Source organism: Streptomyces sp. DH37 (assembly GCF_029813835.1).
In the GTDB taxonomy this organism is placed as follows: domain Bacteria; phylum Actinomycetota; class Actinomycetes; order Streptomycetales; family Streptomycetaceae; genus Streptomyces.
On record NZ_JARVKV010000009.1, the window covers coordinates 58,761 to 81,861 of the forward strand.

Below are 23,101 nucleotides of genomic sequence, written 5' to 3' on the forward strand. Positions count from 1 at the left end.
CCCTCCCCGTCGGTGATCGTCCGGCGCACCCCGTCCCCGTTCCGGGGGACGGCCCCACCGGGTTTCCCGGCGGGGCCGTCCCCCGGGTCACAGGTGGCGGCGGCGGCCGGCCGCGCGGCGCTCGTACCGGGCGCGGGCCTCGATCGCGGCGGGCCGGGTGGCGGTCTCGGCGACGGGCACGTCCCACCACGCCTGCGCGGCGGGTGCGGTCCCCGCCCCGCCGGGCGCCGTGTCGGTCTCGACGTACACGCAGACGGGCCGGTCGCAGGCGCGGGCGGCGGCCAGGGCGGTGCGCAGGGCGGCGACGGTGTCCGCGCGGACGACGTCCATGCCGAGGGAGGCGGCGTTGGCGGCGAGGTCCACCGGGAGCGGGTCGCCGGTGTAGGTCCCGTCGGCCGCCCGGTGGCGGTAGGCGGTGCCGAAGCGTTCGGCGCCGGTCTCCTCGGACAGACCGCCGATGGAGGCGTAGCCGTGGTTCTGGACCAGCACCAGCTTGATCCCGACGCCCTCCTGGACGGCGGTGACGATCTCGGTCGGCATCATCAGGTAGGTGCCGTCGCCGACCAGCGCCCACACCGGGCGGCCGGGGTCGGCGAGCTTCACGCCGATGGCGGCCGGGATCTCGTAGCCCATGCAGGAGTAGCCGTACTCCAGGTGGTACTGGCGCCGGGAACGGGTCCGCCACAGCCGGTGCAGGTCGCCGGGGAGGGAGCCGGCGGCGTTGATCACCACGTCCTCGTCGCCGACCACCGCGTCCAGCGCGCCGAGCACCTGGGTCTGGGTGGGCCGCGCGCCCTCGTCCGGCGCGGCGTACGCGGCGTCGACGGTCCGCTCCCAGGCCTCCTTGCGGGCGCGGTACGCGGCCTCGTGGTCCGCGTCGACACGGTGGCCGCGCACCGCGGCGGCCAGGGCCTCGAGTCCGGCGCGGGCGTCGGCGACGAGGGGGAGGGCGCCCATCCGGTGGGAGTCGGAGGGCGCGACGTTGAGGTTGACGAAGCGCACCGAGGGCTCGGCGAAGAGGGTGCCGGATGCGGTGGTGAAGTCGGTGTAGCGGGTGCCGACGCCGATGACGAGGTCGGCGGTGCGCGCGGTGTCGTCGGCGGCGGCGGTGCCGGTGTGGCCGATGCCCCCGAGGTCGCAGGGGTGGTCGTGCCGGAGCGAGCCCTTGCCCGCCTGGGTGGAGGCCACGGGGATGCCGGTGGCGTCCACCAGTTCGCGCAGCGCCTCCTCGGCCCCGCTGTGGTGGACGCCGCCGCCGGCGACGATCAGCGGGCGCCGGGCGGCACGGACGGCGCGGGCGGCCTCGGCGAGCGCGGTGGGGTCCGGCGCGGGGCGGCGCACGTGCCACACGCGCCCGGCGAGGAACTCCGCGGGCCAGTCGTACGCCTCGGCCTGCACGTCCTGCGGCAGGGCGAGGGTGACGGCGCCGGTGTCCGCGGGGTCGGTGAGGGTCCGCATCGCCTGGAGGGCGGCGGGGATGAGCGCCTCGGGGCGGGTGATCCGGTCGAAGTAGCGGGAGACGGGCCGCAGCGCGTCGTTGACCGAGACGTCGCCCGCGTACGGCACTTCGAGCTGCTGGAGCACGGGGTCGGCGGGACGGGTGGCGAAGACGTCGCCGGGCAGCAGCAGGACGGGCAGCCGGTTGACCGTGGCCAGGGCGGCGCCGGTGACCAGGTTGGTGGCGCCGGGGCCGATGGAGGTGGTGACGGCGTGGACGGCGAGCCGGTCGCACTGGCGGGCGTAGCCGACGGCGGCGTGCACCATCGCCTGCTCGTTGCGGCCCTGGAGGTAGGGCATCTCCCCGGCGTGCTCCAGCAGCGCCTGCCCGATCCCCGCGACGTTGCCGTGGCCGAAGATCCCCCAGCAGGCGGCGACCAGCCTGCGGCGGCGGCCGTCGCGCTCGGTGTGCTGGGCGGCGAGGAAGCGCACCAGCGCCTGGGCGACCGTCAGCCGGACGGTGGAGGTCATCGGCCGTCCTCCTCTTCCCGCGCCGCGGGAGCGGCCGGCGCCGCCGGGGCGGTGTAGAGCGGGAGCCGGGGGTCCACCGGCCGCCCTTCCCAGTCGCGGCGGATCCAGGCGTGGTCGGGATGGTCGCGGACGAGCCAGGCCCGCTCCTCGCCGGGGCCGGCCATCACGTTGAGGTAGTACATGTCGTGGCCGGGGGCGGCGACGGACGGCCCGTGCCAGCCGTCGGGGACCAGCACGGCGTCGCCGTCGCGGACCTCGGCGAGCACGTCGGTGCCGCGCCCGCGGCCGGAGGGCGTCACCCGCTGGTAGCCCAGGCCGGGGACGGCGGGGTCCCCGGCGGCCGGGGCGATCTCGTAGTAGTAGATCTCCTCCAGCTCCGACTCCTCGCCGGGGCGGTGCTCGTCGTGCTTGTGCGGCGGGTGGGAGGACCAGTTGCCGCCCGGGGTGAGCACCTCGACGGCGATCAGCCGGTCGGCCTCGAAGACGCCGGCGGCGGCGAAGTTGTTGACCTGCCGCGAGCAGGCGCCGCTGCCGCGCAGTTCGACGGGGACGCCGGAGGCGGGTCCGTAGCGGGCCGGCAGCCGGCGCTCGCAGCGGGCGCCGGCGAGGGCGAAGCGCCCGCCGGCGGCGCTGGTGATCCGCACCCGGGCGTCGCGCGGCGCGTACGCGAAGTCGGTGAGGCCGTCGAACACGCCCGTCCGGCCGTGCAGTGCGAAGGCGTGGGTGCCGCCGCCGGCGTCCTCGACCTCCACCGCGCAGCCGCCGGCCAGCGGCAGCACGATCCACTCGCCGGCGCCCGCGGCGAACTCGTGGGTCCCGCCGGGTTCCAGGCGGAGCACCCGCAGCGAGGAGTGGTCCCAGCCGGCCCGCTCGGGGCCGATGTCCAGGTCGTACGGGCCCGAGGCGGCGCTGCCGGCCGGGAGGTGGCAGCCGTTCCCCGTCCGCCCGCCGCCGGTGCCGCCGCCGTGTGTGGTGTGCGTGTCCATGCTCTCTTCCTCCCCCTGTCCCGGGGCGGTCTCACGGTGATCTCACAGCGGTCCCGCGGCAGTGTCCGCGGTCCCGCCGGCCGACGGGTCCCACCCCGGCGCGCGCCTCGGCGCGCGCAGGAGGTCCTCGATCTCCGCCTCGGTGGGCATCGCCGGGGAGCAGGCGAGCCGGGAGGCCACGAGCGCTCCGGCGGCGTTGGCGCGGCGCACGGTATGCGCGAGGTCCCGGCCCGCGAGCAGCCCGTGGCACAGCGAGCCGCCGAACGCGTCCCCCGCCCCGAGTCCGTTGACCACCTCCACCGGGTGCGGGGGCACCTCGACGGCGGTGCCGTCGCGGTGGACGGCGAGGACGCCCTCCGGCCCCCGCTTGACGACGGCCAGTTCGACGCCGGCGTCCAGCAGCGCCCGCGCGCAGGCGCGCGGTTCGCGCACCCCCGTGGCGACCTCGCACTCGTCGAGGTTGCCGACGGCCACGGTGGCGTGGCGCAGGGCCTCGGCGTAGTGGACGCGGGCCGCCCCGGGCCCGTCCTCCCAGAACACCGGGCGCCAGTCGAGGTCGAGGACGGTGGCCACCCGGCCCGCGGCCGGGCTCGCGGCGCGGGCCCGCAGGGCGGCGAGCGTGGCCGAGCGGCTGGGCTCCTGGCACAGCCCGGTGCCGGTCACCCAGAGGATCCGGGCGGCCGACACGGCGTCCAGGTCCAGTTCGTCGGGGCGGATCTCCAGATCGGGCGCCTTGGGCCGGCGGTAGAAGTACAGCGGGAAGTGGTCGGGCGGGAAGATCTCGCAGAAGGTGACGGGCGTAGGGTACGCCTCGACGGGGGTCACCCAGCGGTCGTCGACGCCGAACTCGCGCAGGGCCCGGCGGCAGTAGTCCCCGAAGGGATCCCGTCCGGTGCGGGTGATCACGGCGGACCCGCGGCCCAGCCGGGCGGCGGCGACGGCGACGTTGGTGGCGGAGCCGCCGAGGAACCTGCCGAAGGTCTCGACCTCGGCGAGCGGGACACCGGTCCGCAGGGGGTAGAGGTCCACCCCGATCCGGCCCATCGTGATGACGTCGAACGGCTCGGTCATGGGAGTTCCCTTCGGGGAGCGGCGGATCCGGTGTCGTTCCTCACCGGGTCTTCCCCCTCCCCCGGCGTCCCGCCCCTCCTCCCGCGGTGCTCCGTCCGCCCGGTTCCGTAGCACCCGCGTCACATCTGTCACAGCCGTGCGATCCGGCCGTCACAACGGGCCGACGGATTCCCCCGCCCCGTCACCGAACGTGCCGTTCCGCGCACAGGCTGGTCACGACACCGCCAGCAACCCCCCGCGGAGGTGCCCGTCCCATGACCGATCACCGGCTCTGGTCCTATCGGGAGATCGCCGCGCACATCCGGGTCAAGCCCGAGACCGTGCGCTCGTACCGCAAACACGGCCTGCTCCCGTCGCCCCATCTGGTGGAGGGCGGCCGGCCGTACTGGCTCGCCGACACCATCCGGGAGTGGGTGATGCGCCGCCCCGGCAACCGGCGCCGCCGGACGTGAGCACCGCCACGGGCCGAGCCATTTGGTTAATACCCCCTAGGGGTATACTGTTGTCATCGCCGGAACGCGCACCCCCACCATCCGGGCGTTTCCGCGGACTCATCCGAGGGAGTAGAAGCCATGAGCACCGTCACCACCACCTACAAGGTCACCGGCATGACCTGCGGCCACTGCGAGGGCGCGGTCAGCGAGGAGATCTCCGCGATCGACGGCGTCACCGAGGTGAAGGCCGCCGCCCCGACCGGCCTGGTGACCGTCACCTCCACCCGCGAGCCGGACGACGAGGCCGTACGCGCCGCCGTCGACGAGGCGGGCTACGAGCTCGTCGGCCGGGCCTGACCGCCCGCCGTCACCCCACCCCCGCCGGACCGTACCGCCGCGCGCCCGCGCCGCCGGTACGGTCCGGCCCCCGTCCGGGAGACAGCATGTCCAGTACGACGACGCCCACCGGGGCGCAGGCGCCCGCCGCCGAGGTCGAACTCGCCATCGGCGGCATGACCTGCGCCTCCTGCGCCGCCCGTGTCGAGAAGAAGCTCAACCGCATGGACGGGGTGAGCGCCACCGTCAACTACGCCACCGAGAAGGCCAGGGTCGCCTTCGGCGAGGGCGTGACCGTCGACGACCTGATCGCCACGGTCGAGAAGACCGGCTACACCGCCCAGCTCCCCCCGCCGCCCGCCCCCGCGCGGCCGGAGGGCGGTACGGGCGCGGGCACGGCCGGGACCGGGGAGACCGGGGGCGACCGCGACCCGGCGTCGCTGAGGCAGCGCCTCCTCGTCTCCCTGGCGCTGTCGGTGCCGGTCGTGCTGCTGTCGATGGTCCCGGCGCTCCAGTTCGACAACTGGCAGTGGCTCTCCCTGACCCTCGCGGCGCCCGTCGTGGTCTGGGGCGCGCTGCCCTTCCACCGCGCGGCATGGACCAACGCCCGGCACGGCGCGGCCACCATGGACACCCTGGTGTCGCTGGGCACGGCCGCCGCCTTCGGCTGGTCGCTGTGGGCGCTGTTCCTGGGCGACGCCGGAATGCCGGGCATGCGGCACGGCTTCGAGCTGACCGTCTCCCGCGCCGACGCCGCCTCCGCCCTCTACCTGGAGGTCGCGGCCGGGGTGACCACGTTCATCCTGCTCGGCCGCTACCTCGAGGCCCGTTCCAAGCGGAGTGCCGGCGCGGCGCTGCGCGCCCTGCTGGAACTGGGCGCCAAGGAGGTCACCGTCCTGCGCGAGGGAGGCCGCGAGGAGCCGCTCCCCGTCTCCGAGCTGAAGGCCGGGACGCGCTTCGTGGTCCGCCCCGGCGAGAAGATCGCCACCGACGGCACCGTCGTGGAGGGCTCCTCGGCCGTGGACGCCTCGATGCTGACCGGCGAGTCGGTGCCGGTGGACGTCTCGGTGGGCGACGCGGTGACCGGCGCGACCGTCAACACCTCCGGACGGCTGGTCGTCGAGGCCACCCGCGTCGGCTCCGACACCCAGCTCGCCCGGATGGCCAGGCTGGTCGAGGACGCGCAGAGCGGCAAGGCCGAGGTGCAGCGGCTCGCCGACCGGGTCTCGGCCGTCTTCGTGCCGGTGGTGCTGCTGATCTCGCTGGGCACGCTCGGCTTCTGGCTCGGCAGCGGCGAGGGGACGGCCGCCGCCTTCACCGCCGCCGTGGCCGTACTGATCATCGCCTGCCCCTGCGCCCTGGGCCTGGCCACCCCCACCGCGCTGATGGTCGGCACCGGACGCGGCGCCCAGCTCGGCATCCTCATCAAGGGGCCGGAGGTGCTGGAGTCCACCCGGCGCGTGGACACCGTCGTCCTGGACAAGACCGGCACCGTCACCACCGGCCGGATGGAGCTGCGGGAGGTCGTCGCCGCCGAGGGCGTGGACGAGGCCGAGCTGCTGCGCCTGGCCGGCGCCCTGGAGCACGCCTCCGAGCACCCCGTCGCCCGGGCGATCGCGGCGGGCGCCGCCGAGAAGGTCGGCGCCCTGCCCGCCGTGGAGGACTTCGCGGGCGTCGCCGGACTCGGCGTGCGGGGTGTCGTGGAGGGCCGCAAGGTGCTGGCCGGCCGGGAGAGGCTGCTCGCGGAGGAGTCCCTCGAACTCCCCGCGGGGCTGGCCGGGGCCCGGGCCGCCGCGGAGGCGGAGGGCCGTACGGCGGTCGCCGTCGCCTGGGACGGCGAGGTGCGGGGGCTGCTGACGGTGGCCGACGCGGTGAAGGAGACCAGCGCCGAGGCCGTCCGCGACCTGCGCGCCCTGGGACTCACCCCGGTACTGCTGACCGGCGACAACCAAGCGGTGGCCCAGGCGGTGGCCCACGAGATCGGCCTGAACCTCCCCGGCGACCAGGTCATCGCCGAGGTCATGCCCGAGGACAAGGTGAACGCCGTCAAACGCCTCCAGACCGAGGGCCGCAGCGTCGCCATGATCGGCGACGGCGTCAACGACGCCGCCGCCCTCGCCCAGGCCGACCTCGGCCTCGCCATGGGCACGGGCACGGACGCGGCCATCGAGGCCGCCGACCTCACCCTGGTCCGGGGCGACCTGCGAACCGCCGCGGACGCCATCCGCCTCGCACGCCGCACCCTGGGCACCATCAAGTCCAACCTCTTCTGGGCCTTCGGCTACAACGTCGCCGCCCTCCCCCTGGCCGCCGCCGGACTCCTCAACCCGATGATCGCCGGCGCGGCGATGGCCTTCTCCTCCGTCTTCGTCGTCACCAACAGCCTCCGCCTGCGCACCTTCCGCTGACCGCCGTCCGGTTGTCCCGCCACCCGCCGGAGAGCCCGGTGATCGAATGGGACAACCGGATGATCGCATGAGCGCGAAATAGTTTCTTTGGCAAATATATGTGTTCGTGACGTGAAAGAAGATGGCGCAAAAGTGCGTTGCAGGGCCTCTGGCTGGCTGTGAATGTGATCCCGTCCGTCACTCCAGCAACAGCCGTTCCACCGCGAACGTTCGCAGCAGTACACGGCTGTTCTGTCGGCAGAGGAGAGTGCGCACGACATGAAGAAGCAGAAGAAGACCTATGTGAAGCCCGCCCTCTTCAACCAGGGCAGCTTCCGCAAGAAGACCGCGGGCTACTTCGTCGGCTCGTACAAGGAGTACTTCGCCCGCCGGATCATCTGAACGGCGGGGACCGAAGGTGCCCGGTCACCTGCGTGACTTCTTCGCGGTCCTCCCGGACACGGCCGAAGGCCAGGCCGTGGCCGGGCGTCTTCGCTCGGAGGCGGAGGACCTGCGGGCCGTCCTCCACCCCTCCGGACGTCCCTGGATCGTCCACCGCCTGCCCTTCCGGCAGGTCAGCCGGGCCACGCGCGGCGGCGACTCCCTCGTGCTGATCGGCCCGGCCGGCGTCCCCGGCACCGTGCTCTCCGGGATCCTGGACCCGGCCCGCGACACCGCCGACCTCCACCGGCGGCTGGCGCGGCTGCCCGGGATCCACCACGTCGTCTCCCGGCTGGACGGGGAGGTCTGCGTCCGGGGCACGGCGTCCGGGCACCGGCGCGTCTACCACGCCCGGTACGCCGGCGGGCGCCTCGTCTCCGACCGGCCGGCGGTCCTGGCCCACCTCACCGGGGCGGGGATCGACGACGGCGCGCTCGCCCTGCGCCTGCTGGACACCGTCCCGCACCCGCTGCGGCACCGCCCGGTGTGGGGCGGCCTGGAGGAGGTCGACCCGGCGTACGCGCTCAGCCTCCGCGCCGGCGGCCCCGGGCACACCGTGTGGCGCTGGTGGCACCCGCCCGAGCCGGAGCTCGGCGCGGACCGGGGCGCTCCCCTCCTCGCCGCCGCCCTCGCGGACTCCGTCCGCGCCCATCTCGCGGGGCACACCCGGATCAGCTGCGAGCTCTCCGGCGGACTGGACTCCACCTCCGTCGCCTTCCTCGCCCGGCAGGCGGGCGACCGGGAGACGGTGCTGCTGACCGCCGCCGCGCGGGACGCCCACGCGGAGGACGAGATGTGGGCCCGCCGGGGGGCGGAGGACGCCCGGCGGGGCGCCGCGCGGACGGTCGAGCACCGGGTCGTCCCGGCCGGCGACGTCCCGCTGTTCTACGCGGACCTGCGGGGGAACGCCCGCGAACTGCTCGACGAGCCCTTCCCCGTGGCCCCCGCCCGGGCCCGGGCGGAGCTGCTGATCGCCCGCGCGGCCGCCGCGGGCTCGCGGTACCACCTCACCGGCTACGGCGGCGACGAGCTCTTCAACGGCCTGCCGGCGGCGTGCCAGGACCTGCTTCCGGGCAGCCCGCTGAAGGCGTGGAGCCGGATCGGCGCGCTGCGGCACCAGCTCGGCTGGCCGCTGTGGCCGACCCTGCGCGGCCTGCTCGCGCGTCCCTCGTTCGCCGGCTGGCTGGCCGGCGCCGTGACGCCCGAGCCCCCGTCCGACGGCCGCGTCCCGCTGCTCTCCTGGGGGATGCGGCAGACGATGCGGCCCTGGTTCACCGAGGACGCCCGGGCGCTGATCCTCGGGGAGTTCCGCTCGGCGGCCGAGCACGCCGAGCCGCTGAGCCCCCGCCCCGGGCGGCACATGGACATCGACACGGTGCGGCTGGGCGCCCGCGTCTTCCAGTCCCTGGAGGACGTGGGGGTCACCGTCGGCCTCCCCGTGGCCGCGCCGTTCTACGACGACCGGGTGGTCGAGGCGGTCCTCTCCGTCCGCGTCGAGGACCGGGTGGTCCCCTGGCGGTACAAGCCGCTGCTGGTGGAGGCCATGCGCGAGGTGGTGCCCGCCCGCCTGCTGGCCCGGACCACCAAGGACCACATGGCCGCCGACGACGTCCAGGGGCTGCGCGAGCACTCCGCCGACCTGCGCGCGCTGTGGAGCGGTTCCCTCCTCGCCCGGCGCGGGCTCGTCGACGCCGGGCGGCTCGAGCGGCTGGCCGACGATCCGTTCTCGCCCGTCCTCCAGCGGCACCCGATCGACTCGACGGTGTCCTGCGAGACCTGGCTGCGGACGGCCGAGGACGCCTGGCCGGCCGACCGGCCGACCGGGGGGAACCAGCGCGGTTCCGGGAAGTCCGAGAGGAACGAGGCGGTCTCATGAAGCTCAGACGGGGTGTGGCCATCACCGCCACCGAGTACGGCGCCGTACTGCTCGACGAACGCAGCGGCACCTACTGGCAGTTGAACGAGTGCGGCGCCGTCGTGGTGAACGCGCTGGCCGAGGGGCGGGGCCGGCGGGCCGCCGTCGAACGGCTGCTGGAGGAGTTCGACGTCGAGCGCGCCGAGGCCGAGGCGGACGTCGAGGAGCTGACCCGCCGTCTCGTCGAGGCGGAGATCGTCACGCCGTGACCACCGAGATGACCATGCCCCGCCGGGGTTCCGGCCCCGGCGGGCTCCGGCTGCGCTCCGCCGTCGCCGCGGCCCTCGTCCTGAGCCGGCTGCGCCCGGGACGGCTGCGCCGGGTGCTGACCCGCGTCAGCCGCGGCGCCCGCCCCGCCGGGTACGACGAGACGCTCCGGGTGTACGAGGCGGTGGTCGCCGGCAGCCGCAGGTGCGCCGGCTGGTACGGCTGCCTGCCCCGCTCCATCGCGATCGCCCTGGTCTGCCGGATGTCGGGCCTGTGGCCCGACTGGTGCGTGGGCGTGCGCGGCGCCCCGCCCTTCTCGCCGCACGCCTGGGTGCGGGCCGACGGCAGGGCGGTCGGCGAGCAGCGGGGGGAGGACCTCCGGCCGCTCATGACGGTCACGGTGTGCGAAGGGGCCGGCGGCTCCGGAAGTGAGTCCGGCGGGGGCGGGGGAGTCCGGACCGGGCGGTAGCCCCTCCCCGCCGCCCCGGCCGCCCCGCGGGCCACGGACGCGGAGGTTCGGCGCGCGGCGCCGGCGTGCCGTCCGCCGGGACCGCCGCCCCGGCCGTCGCGCACCGGCCCGCCGCCGCGCGGCTCGTGGCGGACCGGCCCCCGCCTCGTACGCCCGGAGGGCTCCTCCGGCACGCTCCGGGGCGCGCGGGAGGCGGGCGGGAATCCGGGGGAACGGCGGTGACGCGGGCCCGCACGGCAGAAGCGCCCCGGACGACGAGTCCCCCCACGGGCCCGTCGACGGGGCGCTTCCCTTTCCCGGTCATGGACTCCCCCCACGGGATCCTGGCCGGGTGCCTGCCGGGCGGTGTGCGGGCGGGAGGGCCGCTCAAGCTCCCCCGGGGCACATCGCCTGCGGACCGCCGTCCCCGTCCCCCACAGACGAACACGGCGGGCGGCGGCGGCTCCGCCGGAGTACCGACGCCACCTCATAAGACACACGAGACAGCCGGATGGTTACCCCTCGATTCGTGTGAGCTGCGTCACTCTCCCTCCACGCCCCCTCCACCGCTCCTCCACCCCGGGCGCATACGGAAGGCCCCGCTCCGCATCCAGGAGGTGCGGAGCGGGGCCTGCGCGGAACCGGACGAGCGGCGCGGGGCGCGCGGCGTGGGGCGCGCCGACGGCGGCTAGGCGCTCAGCGCTGCTCCACCGGGACGTAGTCGCGCTCGACGACGCCGGTGTAGATCTGGCGCGGACGCCCGATGCGGGAGCCCGGCTCCTTGATCATCTCGTGCCACTGGGCGATCCAGCCGGGAAGGCGGCCGAGCGCGAACAGCACGGTGAACATGGTGGTCGGGAAGCCCATGGCCCGGTAGATCAGACCGGTGTAGAAGTCGACGTTCGGGTAGAGGTTGCGCTCGACGAAGTAGTCGTCGGCCAGCGCGTGCTCCTCCAGCTTCAGCGCGATGTCCAGCAGCTCGTCGGACTTGCCGAGCGCCGAGAGGACGTCGTGCGCCGCCGCCTTGATGATCTTCGCCCGGGGGTCGAAGCTCTTGTAGACGCGGTGGCCGAAGCCCATCAGGCGGACGCCGTCCTCCTTGTTCTTCACCCGGCGGATGAAGGTGTCGACGTCGCCGCCCTCGGCCCGGATGCGCTCCAGCATCTCCAGCACCGACTGGTTGGCGCCGCCGTGCAGGGGGCCCCACAGGGCGCTGATGCCGGCGGAGATGGAGGCGAACATGTTCGCCTGGGAGGAGCCGACCAGGCGCACGGTGGAGGTCGAGCAGTTCTGCTCGTGGTCCGCGTGCAGGATGAGCAGCTTGTCCAGGGCGTTGGACACGACCGGGTTGAGCTCGTACTCCTCGGCCGGGACCGAGAAGGTCATGCGCAGGAAGTTCTCGACGTAGCCCAGGTCGTTGCGCGGGTAGACCACCGGGTGGCCGACCGACTTCTTGTAGGCGTACGCCGCGATGGTGGGCAGCTTGGCGAGCAGGCGGATGGTGGAGAGGTGCCGCTGCTGCTCGTCGAAGGGGTTGTGGCTGTCCTGGTAGAAGGTGGACAGCGCGCTGACCACGGAGGACAGCATCGCCATCGGATGGGCGTCCCGCGGGAAGCCGTCGTAGAACCGTTTGACGTCCTCGTGGAGCAGGGTGTGCTGGGTGATCTCGTTCCGGAAGTCGGCCAGCTGGTCGACGGTGGGCAGCTCCCCGTTGATCAGGAGGTACGCCGTCTCGAGGAACGTGCCGTGCTCGGCGAGCTGCTCGATCGGGTACCCGCGGTAGCGGAGGACGCCCTTCTCGCCGTCGAGAAAGGTGATCGCCGACTTGTACGCGGCGGTGTTGCCGTAACCGGAGTCCAGGGTCACCAGACCGGTCTGGGCCCGCAGCTTGGAGATGTCGAACCCACTGTCACCGACAGTGCTGTCGACCAGCGGGAAGCTGTACTCGCCGTCCCCGTACCGCAGTACTACTGCGCCGTCGCTTTCACGGTGTTCGCTCACGTCATCCCTCACCGACGTAGTGCCTCATCTTCGAGTGCCCTGTCCTCCTCCCACTGTCTCCCATCCGGTGCGGTGCGGTGCACTCGGGGTCGCCCAGTGGGCCATCAGGTGGCACGGAGTGCCTCCGGAAAGTTACGCGGGGTGTGGCGTGCCGCGCAATCGGTGGTCCAGGGCGGTGCAGCGGCGCCCCGCGGAGACCGTCCGTACGGCCTGGCCCAGGGCCCTGCGCGAGCCCACCAGCACCACGAGGCGCTTCGCCCTCGTCACGGCCGTGTAGAGCAGGTTGCGCTGGAGCATCATCCAGGCCCCGGTGGTGACCGGGACGACCACCGCCGGATACTCACTGCCCTGGGAGCGGTGGATGGTCACCGCGTAGGCGTGCGCGAGCTCGTCCAGTTCGTCGAAGTCGTAGCCGACCTCCTCGTCCTCGTCGGTGCGCACGGTCAGCCGCTGGTCGTCCGGGTCCAGGGCGGTGACCACGCCCACCGTGCCGTTGAAGACCCCGTTGGCCCCCTTCTCGTAGTTGTTGCGGATCTGAGTGACCTTGTCGCCCACCCGGAAAACCCGCCCGCCGAAGCGCTTTTCCGGAAGGTCGGGCCGGGCGGGGGTGATGGCCTGCTGGAGCAGCCCGTTCAGCGTGCCCGCGCCGGCCGGCCCGCGGTGCATCGGCGCCAGCACCTGCACGTCGCGGCGCGGGTCGAGGCCGAACTTCGCGGGGATGCGCCGGGCCGCCACGTCGACGGTGAGCCGGCCGGCCTCCTCGGTGTCGTCCTCGACGAAGAGGAAGAAGTCCGACAGGCCCTGGGTGATCGGCGGGACCCCGGAGTTGATGCGGTGGGCGTTGGTGACCACGCCGGACTGCTGGGCCTGGCGGAAGATCCGCGTCAGCCGCACCGCCGGGACCGGGCTGCCCTCGGCGAGCAGGTCGCGCAGCACCTCGCCCGCGCCCACCGACGGAAGCTGGTCCACGTCCCCCACCAGCAGCAGGTGGGCGCCGGGCGCCACGGCCTTGATCAGCTTGTTGGCCAGCAGCAGGTCCAGCATGGACGCCTCGTCGACCACCACCAGGTCGGCGTCCAGCGGCCGCTCCCGGTCGTACGCGGCGTCCCCGCCGGGCTTGAGCTCCAGCAGCCGGTGGACGGTGGAGGCCTCGGCGCCGGTCAGCTCCGACAGCCGCTTGGCCGCCCGGCCGGTGGGCGCGGCCAGCACCACCTTCGCCCGCTTGGCCCGGGCCAGCTCGACCACCGACCGCACGGTGAAGGACTTGCCGCAGCCCGGCCCGCCGGTGAGCACCGCCACCTTCTCCGTCAGCGCCAGCCTCACCGCGTCCCGCTGCTCGGGGGCCAGCTCGGCGCCGGTGCGCCCGGCCAGCCAGGACAGGGCCGCGTCCCAGTCCACGTCCCGGAAGGCCGGGAGGCGGTCCTCCCCGGTGCGCAGCAGGCGTAGCAGCTGGGCCGACAGGGACAGCTCGGCCCGGTGGAAGGGCACCAGGTAGACCGCCGAGACCTTCTCGGCCGGGTCCTCCGGATGGGGGACCTGTTCGCGCACCACCCCCTCCTCCTCGCCCGCCAGCTCGCCCAGGCAGTCGATGACCAGGCCGGTGTCCACCTGGAGCAGCTTCACGGTGTCGGCGATCAGCCGCTCCTCCGGCAGGTAGCAGTGCCCCTGGTCGGCCGACTGCGACAGCGCGTACTGGATCCCGGCCTTCACCCGGTCGGGGCTGTCGTGCGGGATGCCGACGGCCTGGGCGATGCGGTCGGCGGTGAGGAAGCCGATGCCCCACACGTCGGCGGCCAGCCGGTAGGGCTGGTTCCGCACCACCGAGATCGAGGCGTCGCCGTACTTCTTGTAGATGCGCACCGCGATCGAGGTGGACACCCCCACCCCCTGGAGGAAGACCATCACCTCCTTGATCGCCTTCTGCTCCTCCCACGCCGCGCCGATCAGCTTCGTCCGCTTCGGGCCGAGCCCGGGCACCTCGATCAGCCGCTCCGGAGCCGTCTCGATGACCTCCAGCGTCTCCAGGCCGAAGTGCTCCACGATCCGCTCGGCGATCTTCGGGCCGATGCCCTTGATCAGGCCGGAGCCCAGGTAGCGCCGGATGCCCTGGACGGTGGCCGGCAGCACCGTCGTGTAGTTCTCCACGGTGAACTGGCGGCCGTACTGCGGGTGCGAGCCCCAGCGGCCCTCCATCCGCAGCGACTCCCCCACCTGCGCGCCCAGCAGCGAGCCGACGACGGTGAGCAGCTCGCCGCCGCCGCGTCCGGTGTCGACGCGGGCAACCGTGTAGCCGTTTTCCTCGTTGGCGTAGGTGATGCGCTCGAGGACCCCCTCGAGCACGGCGGGTTGGAACGACATGTCACAGACGGTAACTCCGGAGACTGACAACCGGACATCCCCCGCCGTCCGCGGGGTGGCCGAACGGGGTCACGATCGGGTATCAAGCGCTTGCCGTGCGGGCGAGGGGCATGAGGAGCACGCGGGGACGCGTGGGGACGCCCGGAGATGCGCGGCAACACGGGGCAACACCCGGGAGAGCCCGGCAACGCAAGGAAACGCGAGGAAACACGAGGAAACGGAGTGCGGCCGTGACGAGGAGCGGAGACGGGGAGGGCGCGCCGCGTACGCGGGCTCCATCGGGCCACGACCTGCTGGTCGTCGGATCCGCCAACGCCGATCTGGTGACCGCCGTCGACCGCCATCCCGCGCCCGGCGAGACCGTGCTCGGCTCCGACCTCGCGGTCCACCCCGGCGGCAAGGGCGCCAACCAGGCGGTCGCCGCCGCCCGGCTCGGCGCGCGCACGGCGCTGCTGGCCCGGGTCGGCGACGACGCGTACGGCCGGATGCTGCTGGACTCGCTGCGGGGCGCGGGCGTGGACACCGCGCCCGTGCTCGTCGGCGGGGCCCCCACCGGGGTCGCCCTGATCGCGGTGGACCCGTCCGGCGGCAACACCATCGTCGTCTCGCCCGGCGCCAACGCCCGCCTCACCCCCGCCGACGCGGTCGCCGCCCGCGCGGTGCTGGCCGGCGCCGCGGTGGTCTCCCTCCAGCTGGAGGTGCCGCCGCAGACCGTCGCGGCGGTGGTGCGGGCCGCGGTCGGGACCGGCACCCGGGTCGTGCTCAACCCCTCGCCGCCCGCCGCGCTGCCCGGCGACGTGCTGGCCGCCTGCGACCCGCTGGTCGTCAACGAGCACGAGGCGCGCCTCCTGCTGGCCGGGGAGCCGGTGCCGGAGGACCCCGGGACCTGGGCGGCGGCGCTGCTGGAGCGCGGCCCGCGCAGCGTGGTGGTGACCCTGGGGGCCTCCGGAGCGCTGCTGTCGGGCCCCGGCGGGACCGTCCGCGTGCCGAGTCCGGCGGTGGAGGCGGTGGACACCACGGGCGCGGGCGACGCCTTCACCGGCGCCCTGGCCTGGCGGCTGGCCCGCGGCGACGGGCTGGAGGAGGCCGTGCGCCTCGCGGTGCGGGTCGGGGCCGCGGCGGTCACCCGGCCCGGCGCGCAGGCCGCGTTCCCCACGGGGGACGAGCTGCCGGCCCCGCCGGGGCCGTGACACCGGATCCGCGGCGGCGGGAGCGGGCGGGACGTTACGAGGGGCCCGGCCTGCGCGGCCCGGCCCCTCGTGTCCCCCCGTCGGTCTCGCCCTCCCCCGTCGTTCCTCCCCGGTTCGACCGACAACAGCTATGACCCGCGGCGGGGCGGAAGGGTTGCACGGCGGAACATGATTTTTTCGCCGGACTTCCCGCGAGGCGTTCCCGGGTGGAATCGGCGCGGTTCCGGGTACCCGGCAAGGGCTTCCGCCGGGATTCCGGAAGGCCCCCGGCGGACCGGAGCGACAGAGTGAGGAGACGGCGCATGAGCGGGTGGACGCCATCCCAGGCCGAGGGCGACCGGGACGACGAGGAAGGTGTGGACCAGTCGCGCGGGCTGAGCGAACGGCACGCGGCCGAGGCCGCCTCGGAGGGGGCCGGCGGGGCGGAGAAGGCCGGTCCGGCCGCGACGCCCTCGCAGGCCGAGGGCGGCAAGGGCGAGGAAGGTGCCGAGCAGGACCGCGGCAGCGCGCGGTGACGCCGCCGTCGCCTCCCGTTCGTGCGGGAGGCGACGGCGGCCCGGCGCGGTCCGCGGCGCGACATGGGCGGACCGCGCCCGTCTCGCGGCCCCTACAGGACGTGGGCGCGGAAGCGCTCCGCCGTCTCCGCGAGGGCCTCGCGGCCGTCGCGGGCCCACAGGGCCTCGTTGAAGATCTCCACCTCGGTCCAGCCGGTGTAGCCGGCCGCCACGACGCGGTCCCGCCAGTAGCGGAAGTCGACCGAGCCGTCCCCGAGCTGCCCGCGCCCCAGCAGCACGCCCGCCGGCAGCGGGGTGCACCAGTCGGCGAGCTGGAAGGCGGCGATCCGGCCGCTCCCGCCCGCCCGGTCGATCTGCGCGGGCGCCCGGTCGTCCCACCAGACGTGGTACGTGTCCACGACCACGCCGACCTGCTCGGCCGGGAAGCGCTCGGCCAGGTCGAGGGCCTGCCCGAGGGTGGAGACGACGCAGCGGTCCGAGGCGAACATCGGGTGCAGCGGCTCGATGGCCAGTCGTACCCCGCGGTCGGCCGCGTAGGGGGCCAGCTCGGCCAGCGCGTCGGCGATCCGCTCGCGGGCGCCGTTCAGGTCGCGGTCGCCGTCCGGCAGGCCGCCGGAGACCAGGACCAGGGTGTCGGTGCCGACCCCGGCCGCCTCGTCGACCGCCGCCCGGTTGTCGTCGAGCGCCTCGCGGCGCGCGGCGGGGTCGGTGGCGGTGAGGAAGCCGCCGCGGCACAGGCTGGTGACGGTCAGGCCCGCGTCCCGCACCAGGCGGGCGGTGGCCTCCACCCCGTACCGCTGGACGGGCGCGCGCCACAGCCCGACGCCGCCGATGTCCGACTCCTCGCACGCCCTGACCAGTTCGGGCAGGGAGAGCTGCTTGACGGTCTCCTGGTTGATGGAGAGGCGGTCGGACCCGGCGGCCCCGGAGGACCCGGCGGAGAGCGTCATGCCGCCACCCCGTACACCGCCAGCAGGTGCCGCATCCGCGACTCGGCCAGCGCCGGGTCGGGGAAGAGCCCCAGGGAGTCGGCCAGTTCGTACGCCCGTGCCAGGTGCGGCAGCGAACGCGCGGACTGCAGGCCGCCGACCATGGCGAAGTGCTCCTGGTGCCCGGCCAGCCAGGCGAGGAACACCACGCCGGTCTTGTAGTAGCGGGTGGGGGCCTCGAACAGGTGCCGGGAGAGCCCGACGGTCGGGTCCAGCAGCTTGCGGAAGCCCGCCGGATCGCCGGTGTCCAGCACCCGCACGGCCTCGGCGGCCAGCGGCGCCAGGGGGTCGAAGATGCCGAGCAGGGCGTGGCTGAAGCGCCCTCCCGCCCCGGACTCCTCGCCGGCGATCAGCTCGGGGTAGTTGAAGTCGTCGCCGGTGTAGCAGCGCACCCCGTCCGGGAGCCTGCGGCGCAGCTCGACCTCGCGGCGCGCGTCCAGCAGCGAGATCTTCACCCCGTCGACCTTGTCGGGGTGCTCGGCGATGACGGCGAGGAAGGTCTCGGTGGCGGCGTCCAGGTCCCGGCTGCCCCAGTAGCCGGTGAGCGCCGGGTCGAACATCGGGCCGAGCCAGTGCAGGATCACCGGCTCGGAGGCCTGGCGCAGCAGGTGCCCGTAGAGCTCCACGTACTCCTCGGGGCCGCGGGCGAGGGCGGCCGTCGCGCGGGAGGCCATCACGATCGCCTGGGCGCCGGCCTCCTCCACCACGGCGAGCTGCTCCTCGTACGCGGCGCGGACCTCGTCCAGGGAGGCGGCGGGTCCGGTGAGCTGGTCGGTGCCCACCCCGCAGGCGATGCGGCCCCCGCAGGCGGCGGCCTCCGCGGCGGAGCGGCGGATCAGCTCGGCGGCGGAGGGCCAGTCCAGGCCCATGCCGCGCTGGGCGGTGTCCATGGCCTCGGCGACCCCGAGTCCGTGGGACCACAGATGGCGGCGGAAGGCGAGCGTGGCGTCCCAGTCCACGGCGGCCGGGCCGTCGGGCGTCACGTCCGCGAACGGGTCGGCGACGACGTGGGCGGCGGAGAACACCGTGCGGGAGACCAGCGGCGGACCTCCGGCGGCGGGCACCGCGGGCTCGGTGCGGGGGGCGTACTCGCGCAGGACGCCGGAGGCGTCGGGCAGGCGGATCACAGGCTCAGCTCCGGTACGTCGAGGCGGCGGCCCTCGGCGGCCGAGGCCAGGCCCAGCTCGGCGAGCTGGACGCCGCGGGCGCCGGCCAGCAGGTCCCAGGTGTACGGCTCGTCCAGCGCCACATGGCGCAGGAACAGCTCCCACTGCGCCTTGAACCCGTTGTCGAACACGTCGTTGTCCGGGACCTCCTGCCACTGGTCGCGGAAGGACTCGGTCACCGGCAGGTCGGGGTTCCACACCGGCTTCGGGGTGGCCGAGCGGTGCTGGACGCGGCAGGTGCGCAGGCCCGCGACGGCCGAGCCCTCGGTGCCGTCGACCTGGAACTCCACCAGCTCGTCGCGGTTGACCCGCACGGTCCAGGAGGAGTTGATCTGGGCGACGATCCCGCCGTCGAGCTGGAAGATCCCGTAGGCGGCGTCGTCGGCGGTGGCGGCGTACGGCTTGCCCTGCTCGTCCCAGCGCTGCGGGACGTGGGTGGCGGTGGCCGCCTGAACGGTGCGCACCGGGCCGAACAGCTCGTGGAGCACGTACTCCCAGTGCGGGAACATGTCGACGACGATGCCGCCGCCGTCCTCGGCCCGGTAGTTCCACGAGGGGCGCTGGGCGGGCTGCCAGTCGCCCTCGAAGACCCAGTAGCCGAACTCGCCGCGCACCGACAGGATCCGGCCGAAGAAGCCGCCGTCGATCAGCCGCTTGAGCTTCAGCAGGCCCGGCAGAAAGAGCTTGTCCTGCACCACGCCGTGCTTGACGCCCGCGTCGCGGGCGAGCCGGGCCAGGTCCAGGGCCCCCTCCAGGCCGGTGGCGGTGGGCTTCTCGGTGTAGACGTGCTTGCCCGCGGCGATCGCCTTGCGGATGGCGGCCTCGCGGGCGGAGGTGACCTGGGCGTCGAAGTAGATCTCGACGCTCTCGTCGGCCAGGACGGCGTCGAGGTCGCAGCTCACGGCGGCGGGATCGAGGCCGTGGCGCTCGGCGAGGGCCTTCAGCGCGTGCTCGCGGCGCCCGACGAGGACCGGCTCGGGCCACAGCACGTCGCCGTCGCCGAGCTCCAGTCCGCCCTGCTCGCGGATGGCGAGGATGGAGCGGACCAGGTGCTGGCGGTACCCCATCCGGCCGGTGACGCCGTTCATGGCGATCCGTACGACCCTGCGTGTCATGAGCTTCCCTCTCGCTTTAGAAAGCGCTTTCTATCTCAGGGCAAGCTAGCCTGCCCACAGCACCCACGACAAGACCCGCAGACGAGAACCGCACCGGAGGACGGAATGGCAGTGACGCTGGCGGATGTGGCGGCCCGGGCAGGGGTCTCGGCGGCCACCGTCTCGCGCGTGCTGAGCGGCAACTATCCGGTGGCGGGAGCCACCCGCAGCCGGGTGCTGCGCGCGGTGGAGGAGCTGGAGTACGTCGTGAACGGGCCGGCCAGCTCCCTGGCCGCCGCCACCTCCGACCTCGTCGGCGTCCTCGTCAACGACATCGCCGACCCGTTCTTCGGGATCATGGCAAGCGCCGTCCAGTCGGAGATGGAACCGGAGAAGGCCGGCGGGAAGCTGGCGGTGGTGTGCAACACCGGCGGCTCCCCCGAGCGTGAGCTGACCTACCTCACGCTCCTCCAGCGCCAGCGCGCCGCCGCCGTCGTCCTCACCGGCAGCGCGGTGGAGGACCCCGAGCACGTCGGGGCGCTGGCCGCCCGGCTGCGCCGGCTGGCCGCGGCCGGCACCCGGGTGGTGCTGTGCGGCAGGCCGCCGCTGCCGGAGGCTGCCGGGGACGGAGACGGAGACGGGCCCGGGGGTGGGGACGGGGACGGCGGGAAGAGCCTCGGGGAGCCGCTCACCGTGGCCTTCGACAACCGCGGCGGCGCCCGCCGGCTGACCGAGCACCTCCTCGCCCTCGGCCACCGCCGCATCGGCTACGTCGCGGGCCCGGCCGAGCGCACCACCACCCGGCACCGCCTGGAGGGCCACCGGGCGGCGCTGGCCGACCACGGCCGCGATCACGGCCACGACCTGCTCGCGGACGCCGGGCGCCTGACCGTGCACGGCGCGTACGACCGCTCCTCCGGCTACGACGGCACCCTGGAACTGCTGCGCCGCGAACCGGACCTGACGGCCGTGCTGGCCGCCAACGACACCGTCGCCCTCGGCGTCTGCGCCGCCCTGCGCGACCAGGGCCTGCGCATCCCCGAGGACGTGTCCGTGGCGGGCTTCGACGACCTGCCGTTCAGCGCGGACGCGTCCCCCTCCCTGACCACCGTCCGCATCCCCCTCCACGAGGCGGGCGCCCGCGCCGGACGGCTGGCGCTGGGCCGGGAGTCCGCGCCCCCCGGCGGCGTGGCGACCGTCCGCACCGAGCTGATGGTCCGCTCCTCGACGAGGACCCCGCGCGCCGGCTGACGCCCTTCGGGAGGGCTCCGGGGGGCGGGAGGGCTCCGGGAGGGGGACCGCCCCCGAACGCACCGGTGGGCGCGACCGGCGATCCGGTCGCGCCCACCGTGCCCGCGGACGGGCGCCCTACGGGCGCAGCATCCGCCTGTCGGCCTTGTCGGCCCTGTCCAGCTTCGCGTCGTACGGCGCGAGCGGCGCCGCCTTCCGCTTCGCCGACGCGCCGGCGTCCAGACCGGCCCACCGCATCAGGGCGCCGGTGGCGACGGCCCGGTCGTCCTCCTCGAGCTGGGCGATGTTCGCGCCGTGGTTGGCGCCGGGCGCGGTGAAGACGTGGGAGTCCTCACTGCCGCGGCCCAGGCGGAAGGGCTCCGCTCCCCACGGGTCGTTCTCGCCGTAGACGAACAGCATCCGCTCGGCGTCCGTGCGGACCCACTTGTCGATGTCGCGCATCGCCTTCCTGTCGAAGCTCATCGGGATGGAGCGCGGGACGTAGGAGCGCGGGTCGTAGATGCCCGGGTAGCGCAGCAGCCCGTCCAGGTGCGGGGTGGCGAACTCCGGCGCGCCGAGCTGGGTGCCCGCCTGGTAGTAGTACGGCGTGTAGTACTCCAGGCCCTGGTCGGTGTAGAAGGAGAAGCCCGCCACCTCGTCGACGAAGGCGTACAGCTCGTCGGTGGTCGCGGTCGCCGGGGGCACCTCGCCGCAGTCGGACTCGGAGCCGTACTGCCACCAGGCCCACACCAGGTCCAGGCCGACGTTCTCGAAGGCCTTGTCGGCGCTGCCGACGGTCTCGAAGGTGTAGCCCTCCCGCTTCGCCCACGCCTCGTAGCGGGCCACGATCTCGTCGCGGCGCACGAAGACCTCGCGCTGCACGGTGTTCAGGCGGTCGCGGCACTCGGCGGTGGAGACGGTGGCGAAGAACTCGTCGTAGGCCGAGTCCTCCTGGTTGTTCACGTCGTTGGGCGCGACGTAGGCGACCGTGCCGTCCATGTCGCGGGGGTAGAAGCGGCGGTAGTACGTGGCCGTCATGCCGCCCTTGCTGCCGCCGGTGGAGATCCACTCCTCGTCGTAGATCCGGTGCAGTGCGCGGAAGATGCGGTGCTGGTCGCTGGCCGCCTGCCAGATGTCGAGCTTGGACCAGTCGGCGGGCTGGGGCCGCGACGGGGTGAAGAAGCGGTACTCCATGGAGACCTGGTTGCCGTCGGTCATCCGCGTCGGCTCGCTGCGCGCCGGGTTGGTGTTCAGCCCGTAGCCGGAGGTGTAGAAGACGGTGGGCCGGTCCTCGCCCCTGTGCAGCACCGTCAGACGCTGCTGGAAGGTTCCCTCCCAGGGCTTGCGGTGGTCGACGGGCTGACGGTAGCCCAGCACGAAGAAGCGGTAACCCTCGACCGGCTTCTCCTCGATGAGGCTCATCCCCGGTATCGCGAGGATGCGGTCCCTGACGTCGGTCCCGGCCGCGGTGGCGGCCCCCGCCGACGCGCTGCCGACACTGACGGTGCCGATGAGCACCAGCAGGGTCAGCAGCGCTCTGAGCGCCTTGCGCATGTATGCCCTCCCCTGGGCTTGTCCGTGAACGCCGCGAACCTATCCGGCGCAACGCCCGCCCCGCCAGACCTGGTTGGCCCGGACGCCGAGGACCGCGGACGGCGCCGCGGACCGGGCGCACGGCTCGGCGGCCCCTCCCCCGGCGGCCCGCCGGCCGCTCCCGGCCCCGTGCCGCGGGCACCGCCGCGGGCGTACGCTCGCCGGTATGACCGACGCCGCGACGCACACCACGGACGGACCGGCCGGGCGGCCGGAACCGCTGGCCCGCGGGCCGCTGGGGATGGAACTGCTGGGCTTCCACCGGGAACCCGAGGGGGCGGGCTTCGGCGACGCGCGCGTGGGCTACGTCCTGGTGGCCCTGTGGCACGGGGGGCGGCTGCTGATGGTGCGGGTGCGCGGACGCGACTGCTGGGAGCTGCCGGGCGGCCGGATCGAGCCCGGCGAGACGCCCCGGCAGGCGGCCGTGCGCGAACTGCGGGAGGAGACCGGCCAGGACGTGGCGCCGGAGCGGCTGCGGTTCGCCGGCTTCGCCCGGACCGCGCTCGGCCCCGAGCGCCGGGTGCTGTACGGCGCCCTGTTCACCGCCGAGGCGGACGGACCGGTGCCGTTCGAGCCCAGCGAGGAGATCGCCGCCGTCCACTGGCGGGAGGGCGACGAACCGCTGGAGGGCGGCCTGGTGCAGACGGTGGACGAGTACCTGGCCGCGCTCTGCCGCCCCTGACCCGTACGGTCTTCCCGCGCCCGCGCCCGCGCCCGTGCTCAGCGGCCTCGCCGGCCTCGCCGGCGGGGGCCGCCCCGGGAAGGAGCCGGG

General features: G+C 74.5%; 20 protein-coding genes. 11 read left to right on the top strand and 9 right to left on the bottom strand.

The genetic code is table 11. From position 1 onward, the window contains the following. Positions 1-87: 87 nt before the first annotated feature. Genes iolD through iolC form a run of 3 tightly spaced genes read right to left on the bottom strand, consistent with a single transcriptional unit; the run spans position 88 to position 4,025 of the window. Complete coding sequence (iolD, locus tag QC029_RS07345) at positions 88-1,968, bottom strand: 3D-(3,5/4)-trihydroxycyclohexane-1,2-dione acylhydrolase (decyclizing) (protein ID WP_279554644.1); 1,881 nt, start codon at positions 1,966-1,968, stop codon at positions 88-90. Beyond that, positions 1,965-2,954: a 5-deoxy-glucuronate isomerase gene (gene iolB / locus QC029_RS07350; RefSeq protein ID WP_279554645.1), complete on the bottom strand. Its 990-nt coding sequence runs from the start codon at positions 2,952-2,954 to the stop codon at positions 1,965-1,967. The genes iolD and iolB overlap by 4 nt, the downstream gene beginning before the upstream one ends. A gap of 42 nt (positions 2,955-2,996) precedes the next feature. Beyond that, complete coding sequence (iolC, locus tag QC029_RS07355) at positions 2,997-4,025, bottom strand: 5-dehydro-2-deoxygluconokinase (RefSeq protein ID WP_279554646.1); 1,029 nt, start codon at positions 4,023-4,025, stop codon at positions 2,997-2,999. 254 nt (positions 4,026-4,279) lie between these two features. Here iolC and QC029_RS07360 point away from each other — a divergent pair, with 254 nt between their 5' ends. The 7 genes from QC029_RS07360 (at position 4,280) to QC029_RS07390 (ending at position 10,214) form a co-directional block, all read left to right on the top strand. After that, positions 4,280-4,477 carry an AlpA family transcriptional regulator gene (locus QC029_RS07360; protein WP_279554647.1) on the top strand — a complete coding sequence of 66 codons (198 nt, stop codon included), beginning with the start codon at positions 4,280-4,282 and terminating at the stop codon, positions 4,475-4,477. Positions 4,478-4,597: 120 nt separating this feature from the next. Then, a complete protein-coding gene (locus tag QC029_RS07365) occupies positions 4,598-4,816 on the top strand; it encodes a heavy-metal-associated domain-containing protein (protein ID WP_279554649.1) in 219 nt (72 codons plus the stop codon). An 86-nt stretch (positions 4,817-4,902) separates the two neighbouring features. After that, the gene (locus QC029_RS07370; RefSeq protein WP_279554650.1) at positions 4,903-7,203 is read left to right on the top strand and encodes a cation-translocating P-type ATPase; all 2,301 of its coding nucleotides are present in this window, start codon (positions 4,903-4,905) and stop codon (positions 7,201-7,203) included. 258 nt (positions 7,204-7,461) lie between these two features. Beyond that, a complete protein-coding gene (locus QC029_RS07375; protein WP_279554651.1) occupies positions 7,462-7,584 on the top strand; it encodes a keywimysin-related RiPP in 123 nt (40 codons plus the stop codon). A 16-nt stretch (positions 7,585-7,600) separates the two neighbouring features. Next, a complete protein-coding gene (locus QC029_RS07380; protein ID WP_279554652.1) occupies positions 7,601-9,499 on the top strand; it encodes an asparagine synthase-related protein in 1,899 nt (632 codons plus the stop codon). Beyond that, entirely contained in the window at positions 9,496-9,747 is a 252-nt protein-coding gene (locus QC029_RS07385) for a lasso peptide biosynthesis PqqD family chaperone (RefSeq protein ID WP_279554653.1), read from the top strand. The genes QC029_RS07380 and QC029_RS07385 overlap by 4 nt, the downstream gene beginning before the upstream one ends. Further along, positions 9,744-10,214: a lasso peptide biosynthesis B2 protein gene (locus QC029_RS07390; RefSeq protein WP_279554654.1), complete on the top strand. Its 471-nt coding sequence runs from the start codon at positions 9,744-9,746 to the stop codon at positions 10,212-10,214. The genes QC029_RS07385 and QC029_RS07390 overlap by 4 nt, the downstream gene beginning before the upstream one ends. Before the next feature lie 675 nt (positions 10,215-10,889). Here the strand turns inward: QC029_RS07390 and QC029_RS07395 are convergent. Next, positions 10,890-12,194, bottom strand: coding sequence for a citrate synthase (locus QC029_RS07395; protein ID WP_279554655.1), 1,305 nt, complete (start codon positions 12,192-12,194; stop codon positions 10,890-10,892). A 132-nt stretch (positions 12,195-12,326) separates the two neighbouring features. After that, positions 12,327-14,552, bottom strand: coding sequence for an ATP-dependent RecD-like DNA helicase (locus QC029_RS07400; protein ID WP_279554656.1), 2,226 nt, complete (start codon positions 14,550-14,552; stop codon positions 12,327-12,329). Positions 14,553-14,782: 230 nt separating this feature from the next. Here QC029_RS07400 and QC029_RS07405 point away from each other — a divergent pair, with 230 nt between their 5' ends. Both QC029_RS07405 and QC029_RS07410 read left to right on the top strand, forming a co-directional pair. Then, positions 14,783-15,742 carry a ribokinase gene (locus QC029_RS07405; protein ID WP_279554657.1) on the top strand — a complete coding sequence of 320 codons (960 nt, stop codon included), beginning with the start codon at positions 14,783-14,785 and terminating at the stop codon, positions 15,740-15,742. 302 nt (positions 15,743-16,044) lie between these two features. Next, positions 16,045-16,257 (top strand): hypothetical protein, encoded by a 213-nt coding sequence (locus QC029_RS07410; RefSeq protein ID WP_279554659.1) that lies wholly within the window; start codon positions 16,045-16,047, stop codon positions 16,255-16,257. Between the two features lie 92 nt (positions 16,258-16,349). On the opposite strand, the gene QC029_RS07415 is transcribed toward QC029_RS07410, so the two are convergent. From QC029_RS07415 to QC029_RS07425, 3 genes are read right to left on the bottom strand one after another with little or no spacing between them, the layout of a single operon-like run. Then, on the bottom strand, positions 16,350-17,207 hold the full coding sequence (locus QC029_RS07415) for a sugar phosphate isomerase/epimerase (RefSeq protein WP_279554660.1): 858 nt from the start codon (positions 17,205-17,207) through the stop codon (positions 16,350-16,352). Further along, entirely contained in the window at positions 17,204-18,373 is a 1,170-nt protein-coding gene (locus QC029_RS07420) for a dihydrodipicolinate synthase family protein (protein WP_279554661.1), read from the bottom strand. Before QC029_RS07420 ends, QC029_RS07415 begins: the two co-directional genes overlap by 4 nt. Beyond that, positions 18,370-19,527, bottom strand: a complete 1,158-nt coding sequence (locus QC029_RS07425; protein ID WP_279554662.1) for a Gfo/Idh/MocA family protein — start codon at positions 19,525-19,527, stop codon at positions 18,370-18,372. The genes QC029_RS07420 and QC029_RS07425 overlap by 4 nt, the downstream gene beginning before the upstream one ends. A 105-nt stretch (positions 19,528-19,632) precedes the next feature. On the opposite strand from QC029_RS07425, the gene QC029_RS07430 reads away from it, so the two are divergent. After that, entirely contained in the window at positions 19,633-20,757 is a 1,125-nt protein-coding gene (locus tag QC029_RS07430) for a LacI family DNA-binding transcriptional regulator (RefSeq protein ID WP_279554663.1), read from the top strand. A gap of 117 nt (positions 20,758-20,874) precedes the next feature. On the opposite strand, the gene QC029_RS07435 is transcribed toward QC029_RS07430, so the two are convergent. Further along, positions 20,875-22,290 (bottom strand): S28 family serine protease, encoded by a 1,416-nt coding sequence (locus QC029_RS07435; RefSeq protein WP_279554664.1) that lies wholly within the window; start codon positions 22,288-22,290, stop codon positions 20,875-20,877. Between the two features lie 205 nt (positions 22,291-22,495). Here QC029_RS07435 and QC029_RS07440 point away from each other — a divergent pair, with 205 nt between their 5' ends. Beyond that, positions 22,496-23,011: an NUDIX domain-containing protein gene (locus tag QC029_RS07440; protein ID WP_279554665.1), complete on the top strand. Its 516-nt coding sequence runs from the start codon at positions 22,496-22,498 to the stop codon at positions 23,009-23,011. Positions 23,012-23,101: the final 90 nt, after the last annotated feature.

What these genes read in the sequence shown, in the direction of transcription:
- QC029_RS07375 (WP_279554651.1), top strand. Translation starts at nt 7,462, where the DNA reads ATGAAGAAGCAGAAGAAGACCTATGTGAAGCCCGCCCTCTTCAACCAG.
- QC029_RS07415 (WP_279554660.1), bottom strand. Translation starts at nt 17,207, where the DNA reads ATGACGCTCTCCGCCGGGTCCTCCGGGGCCGCCGGGTCCGACCGCCTC.
- QC029_RS07360 (WP_279554647.1), top strand. Translation starts at nt 4,280, where the DNA reads ATGACCGATCACCGGCTCTGGTCCTATCGGGAGATCGCCGCGCACATC.
- iolB (WP_279554645.1), bottom strand. Translation starts at nt 2,954, where the DNA reads ATGGACACGCACACCACACACGGCGGCGGCACCGGCGGCGGGCGGACG.
- QC029_RS07410 (WP_279554659.1), top strand. Translation starts at nt 16,045, where the DNA reads ATGAGCGGGTGGACGCCATCCCAGGCCGAGGGCGACCGGGACGACGAG.
- QC029_RS07425 (WP_279554662.1), bottom strand. Translation starts at nt 19,527, where the DNA reads ATGACACGCAGGGTCGTACGGATCGCCATGAACGGCGTCACCGGCCGG.
- QC029_RS07365 (WP_279554649.1), top strand. Translation starts at nt 4,598, where the DNA reads ATGAGCACCGTCACCACCACCTACAAGGTCACCGGCATGACCTGCGGC.
- QC029_RS07440 (WP_279554665.1), top strand. Translation starts at nt 22,496, where the DNA reads ATGACCGACGCCGCGACGCACACCACGGACGGACCGGCCGGGCGGCCG.
- QC029_RS07370 (WP_279554650.1), top strand. Translation starts at nt 4,903, where the DNA reads ATGTCCAGTACGACGACGCCCACCGGGGCGCAGGCGCCCGCCGCCGAG.
- QC029_RS07430 (WP_279554663.1), top strand. Translation starts at nt 19,633, where the DNA reads ATGGCAGTGACGCTGGCGGATGTGGCGGCCCGGGCAGGGGTCTCGGCG.
- iolD (WP_279554644.1), bottom strand. Translation starts at nt 1,968, where the DNA reads ATGACCTCCACCGTCCGGCTGACGGTCGCCCAGGCGCTGGTGCGCTTC.
- QC029_RS07400 (WP_279554656.1), bottom strand. Translation starts at nt 14,552, where the DNA reads ATGTCGTTCCAACCCGCCGTGCTCGAGGGGGTCCTCGAGCGCATCACC.
- iolC (WP_279554646.1), bottom strand. Translation starts at nt 4,025, where the DNA reads ATGACCGAGCCGTTCGACGTCATCACGATGGGCCGGATCGGGGTGGAC.
- QC029_RS07435 (WP_279554664.1), bottom strand. Translation starts at nt 22,290, where the DNA reads ATGCGCAAGGCGCTCAGAGCGCTGCTGACCCTGCTGGTGCTCATCGGC.
- QC029_RS07385 (WP_279554653.1), top strand. Translation starts at nt 9,496, where the DNA reads ATGAAGCTCAGACGGGGTGTGGCCATCACCGCCACCGAGTACGGCGCC.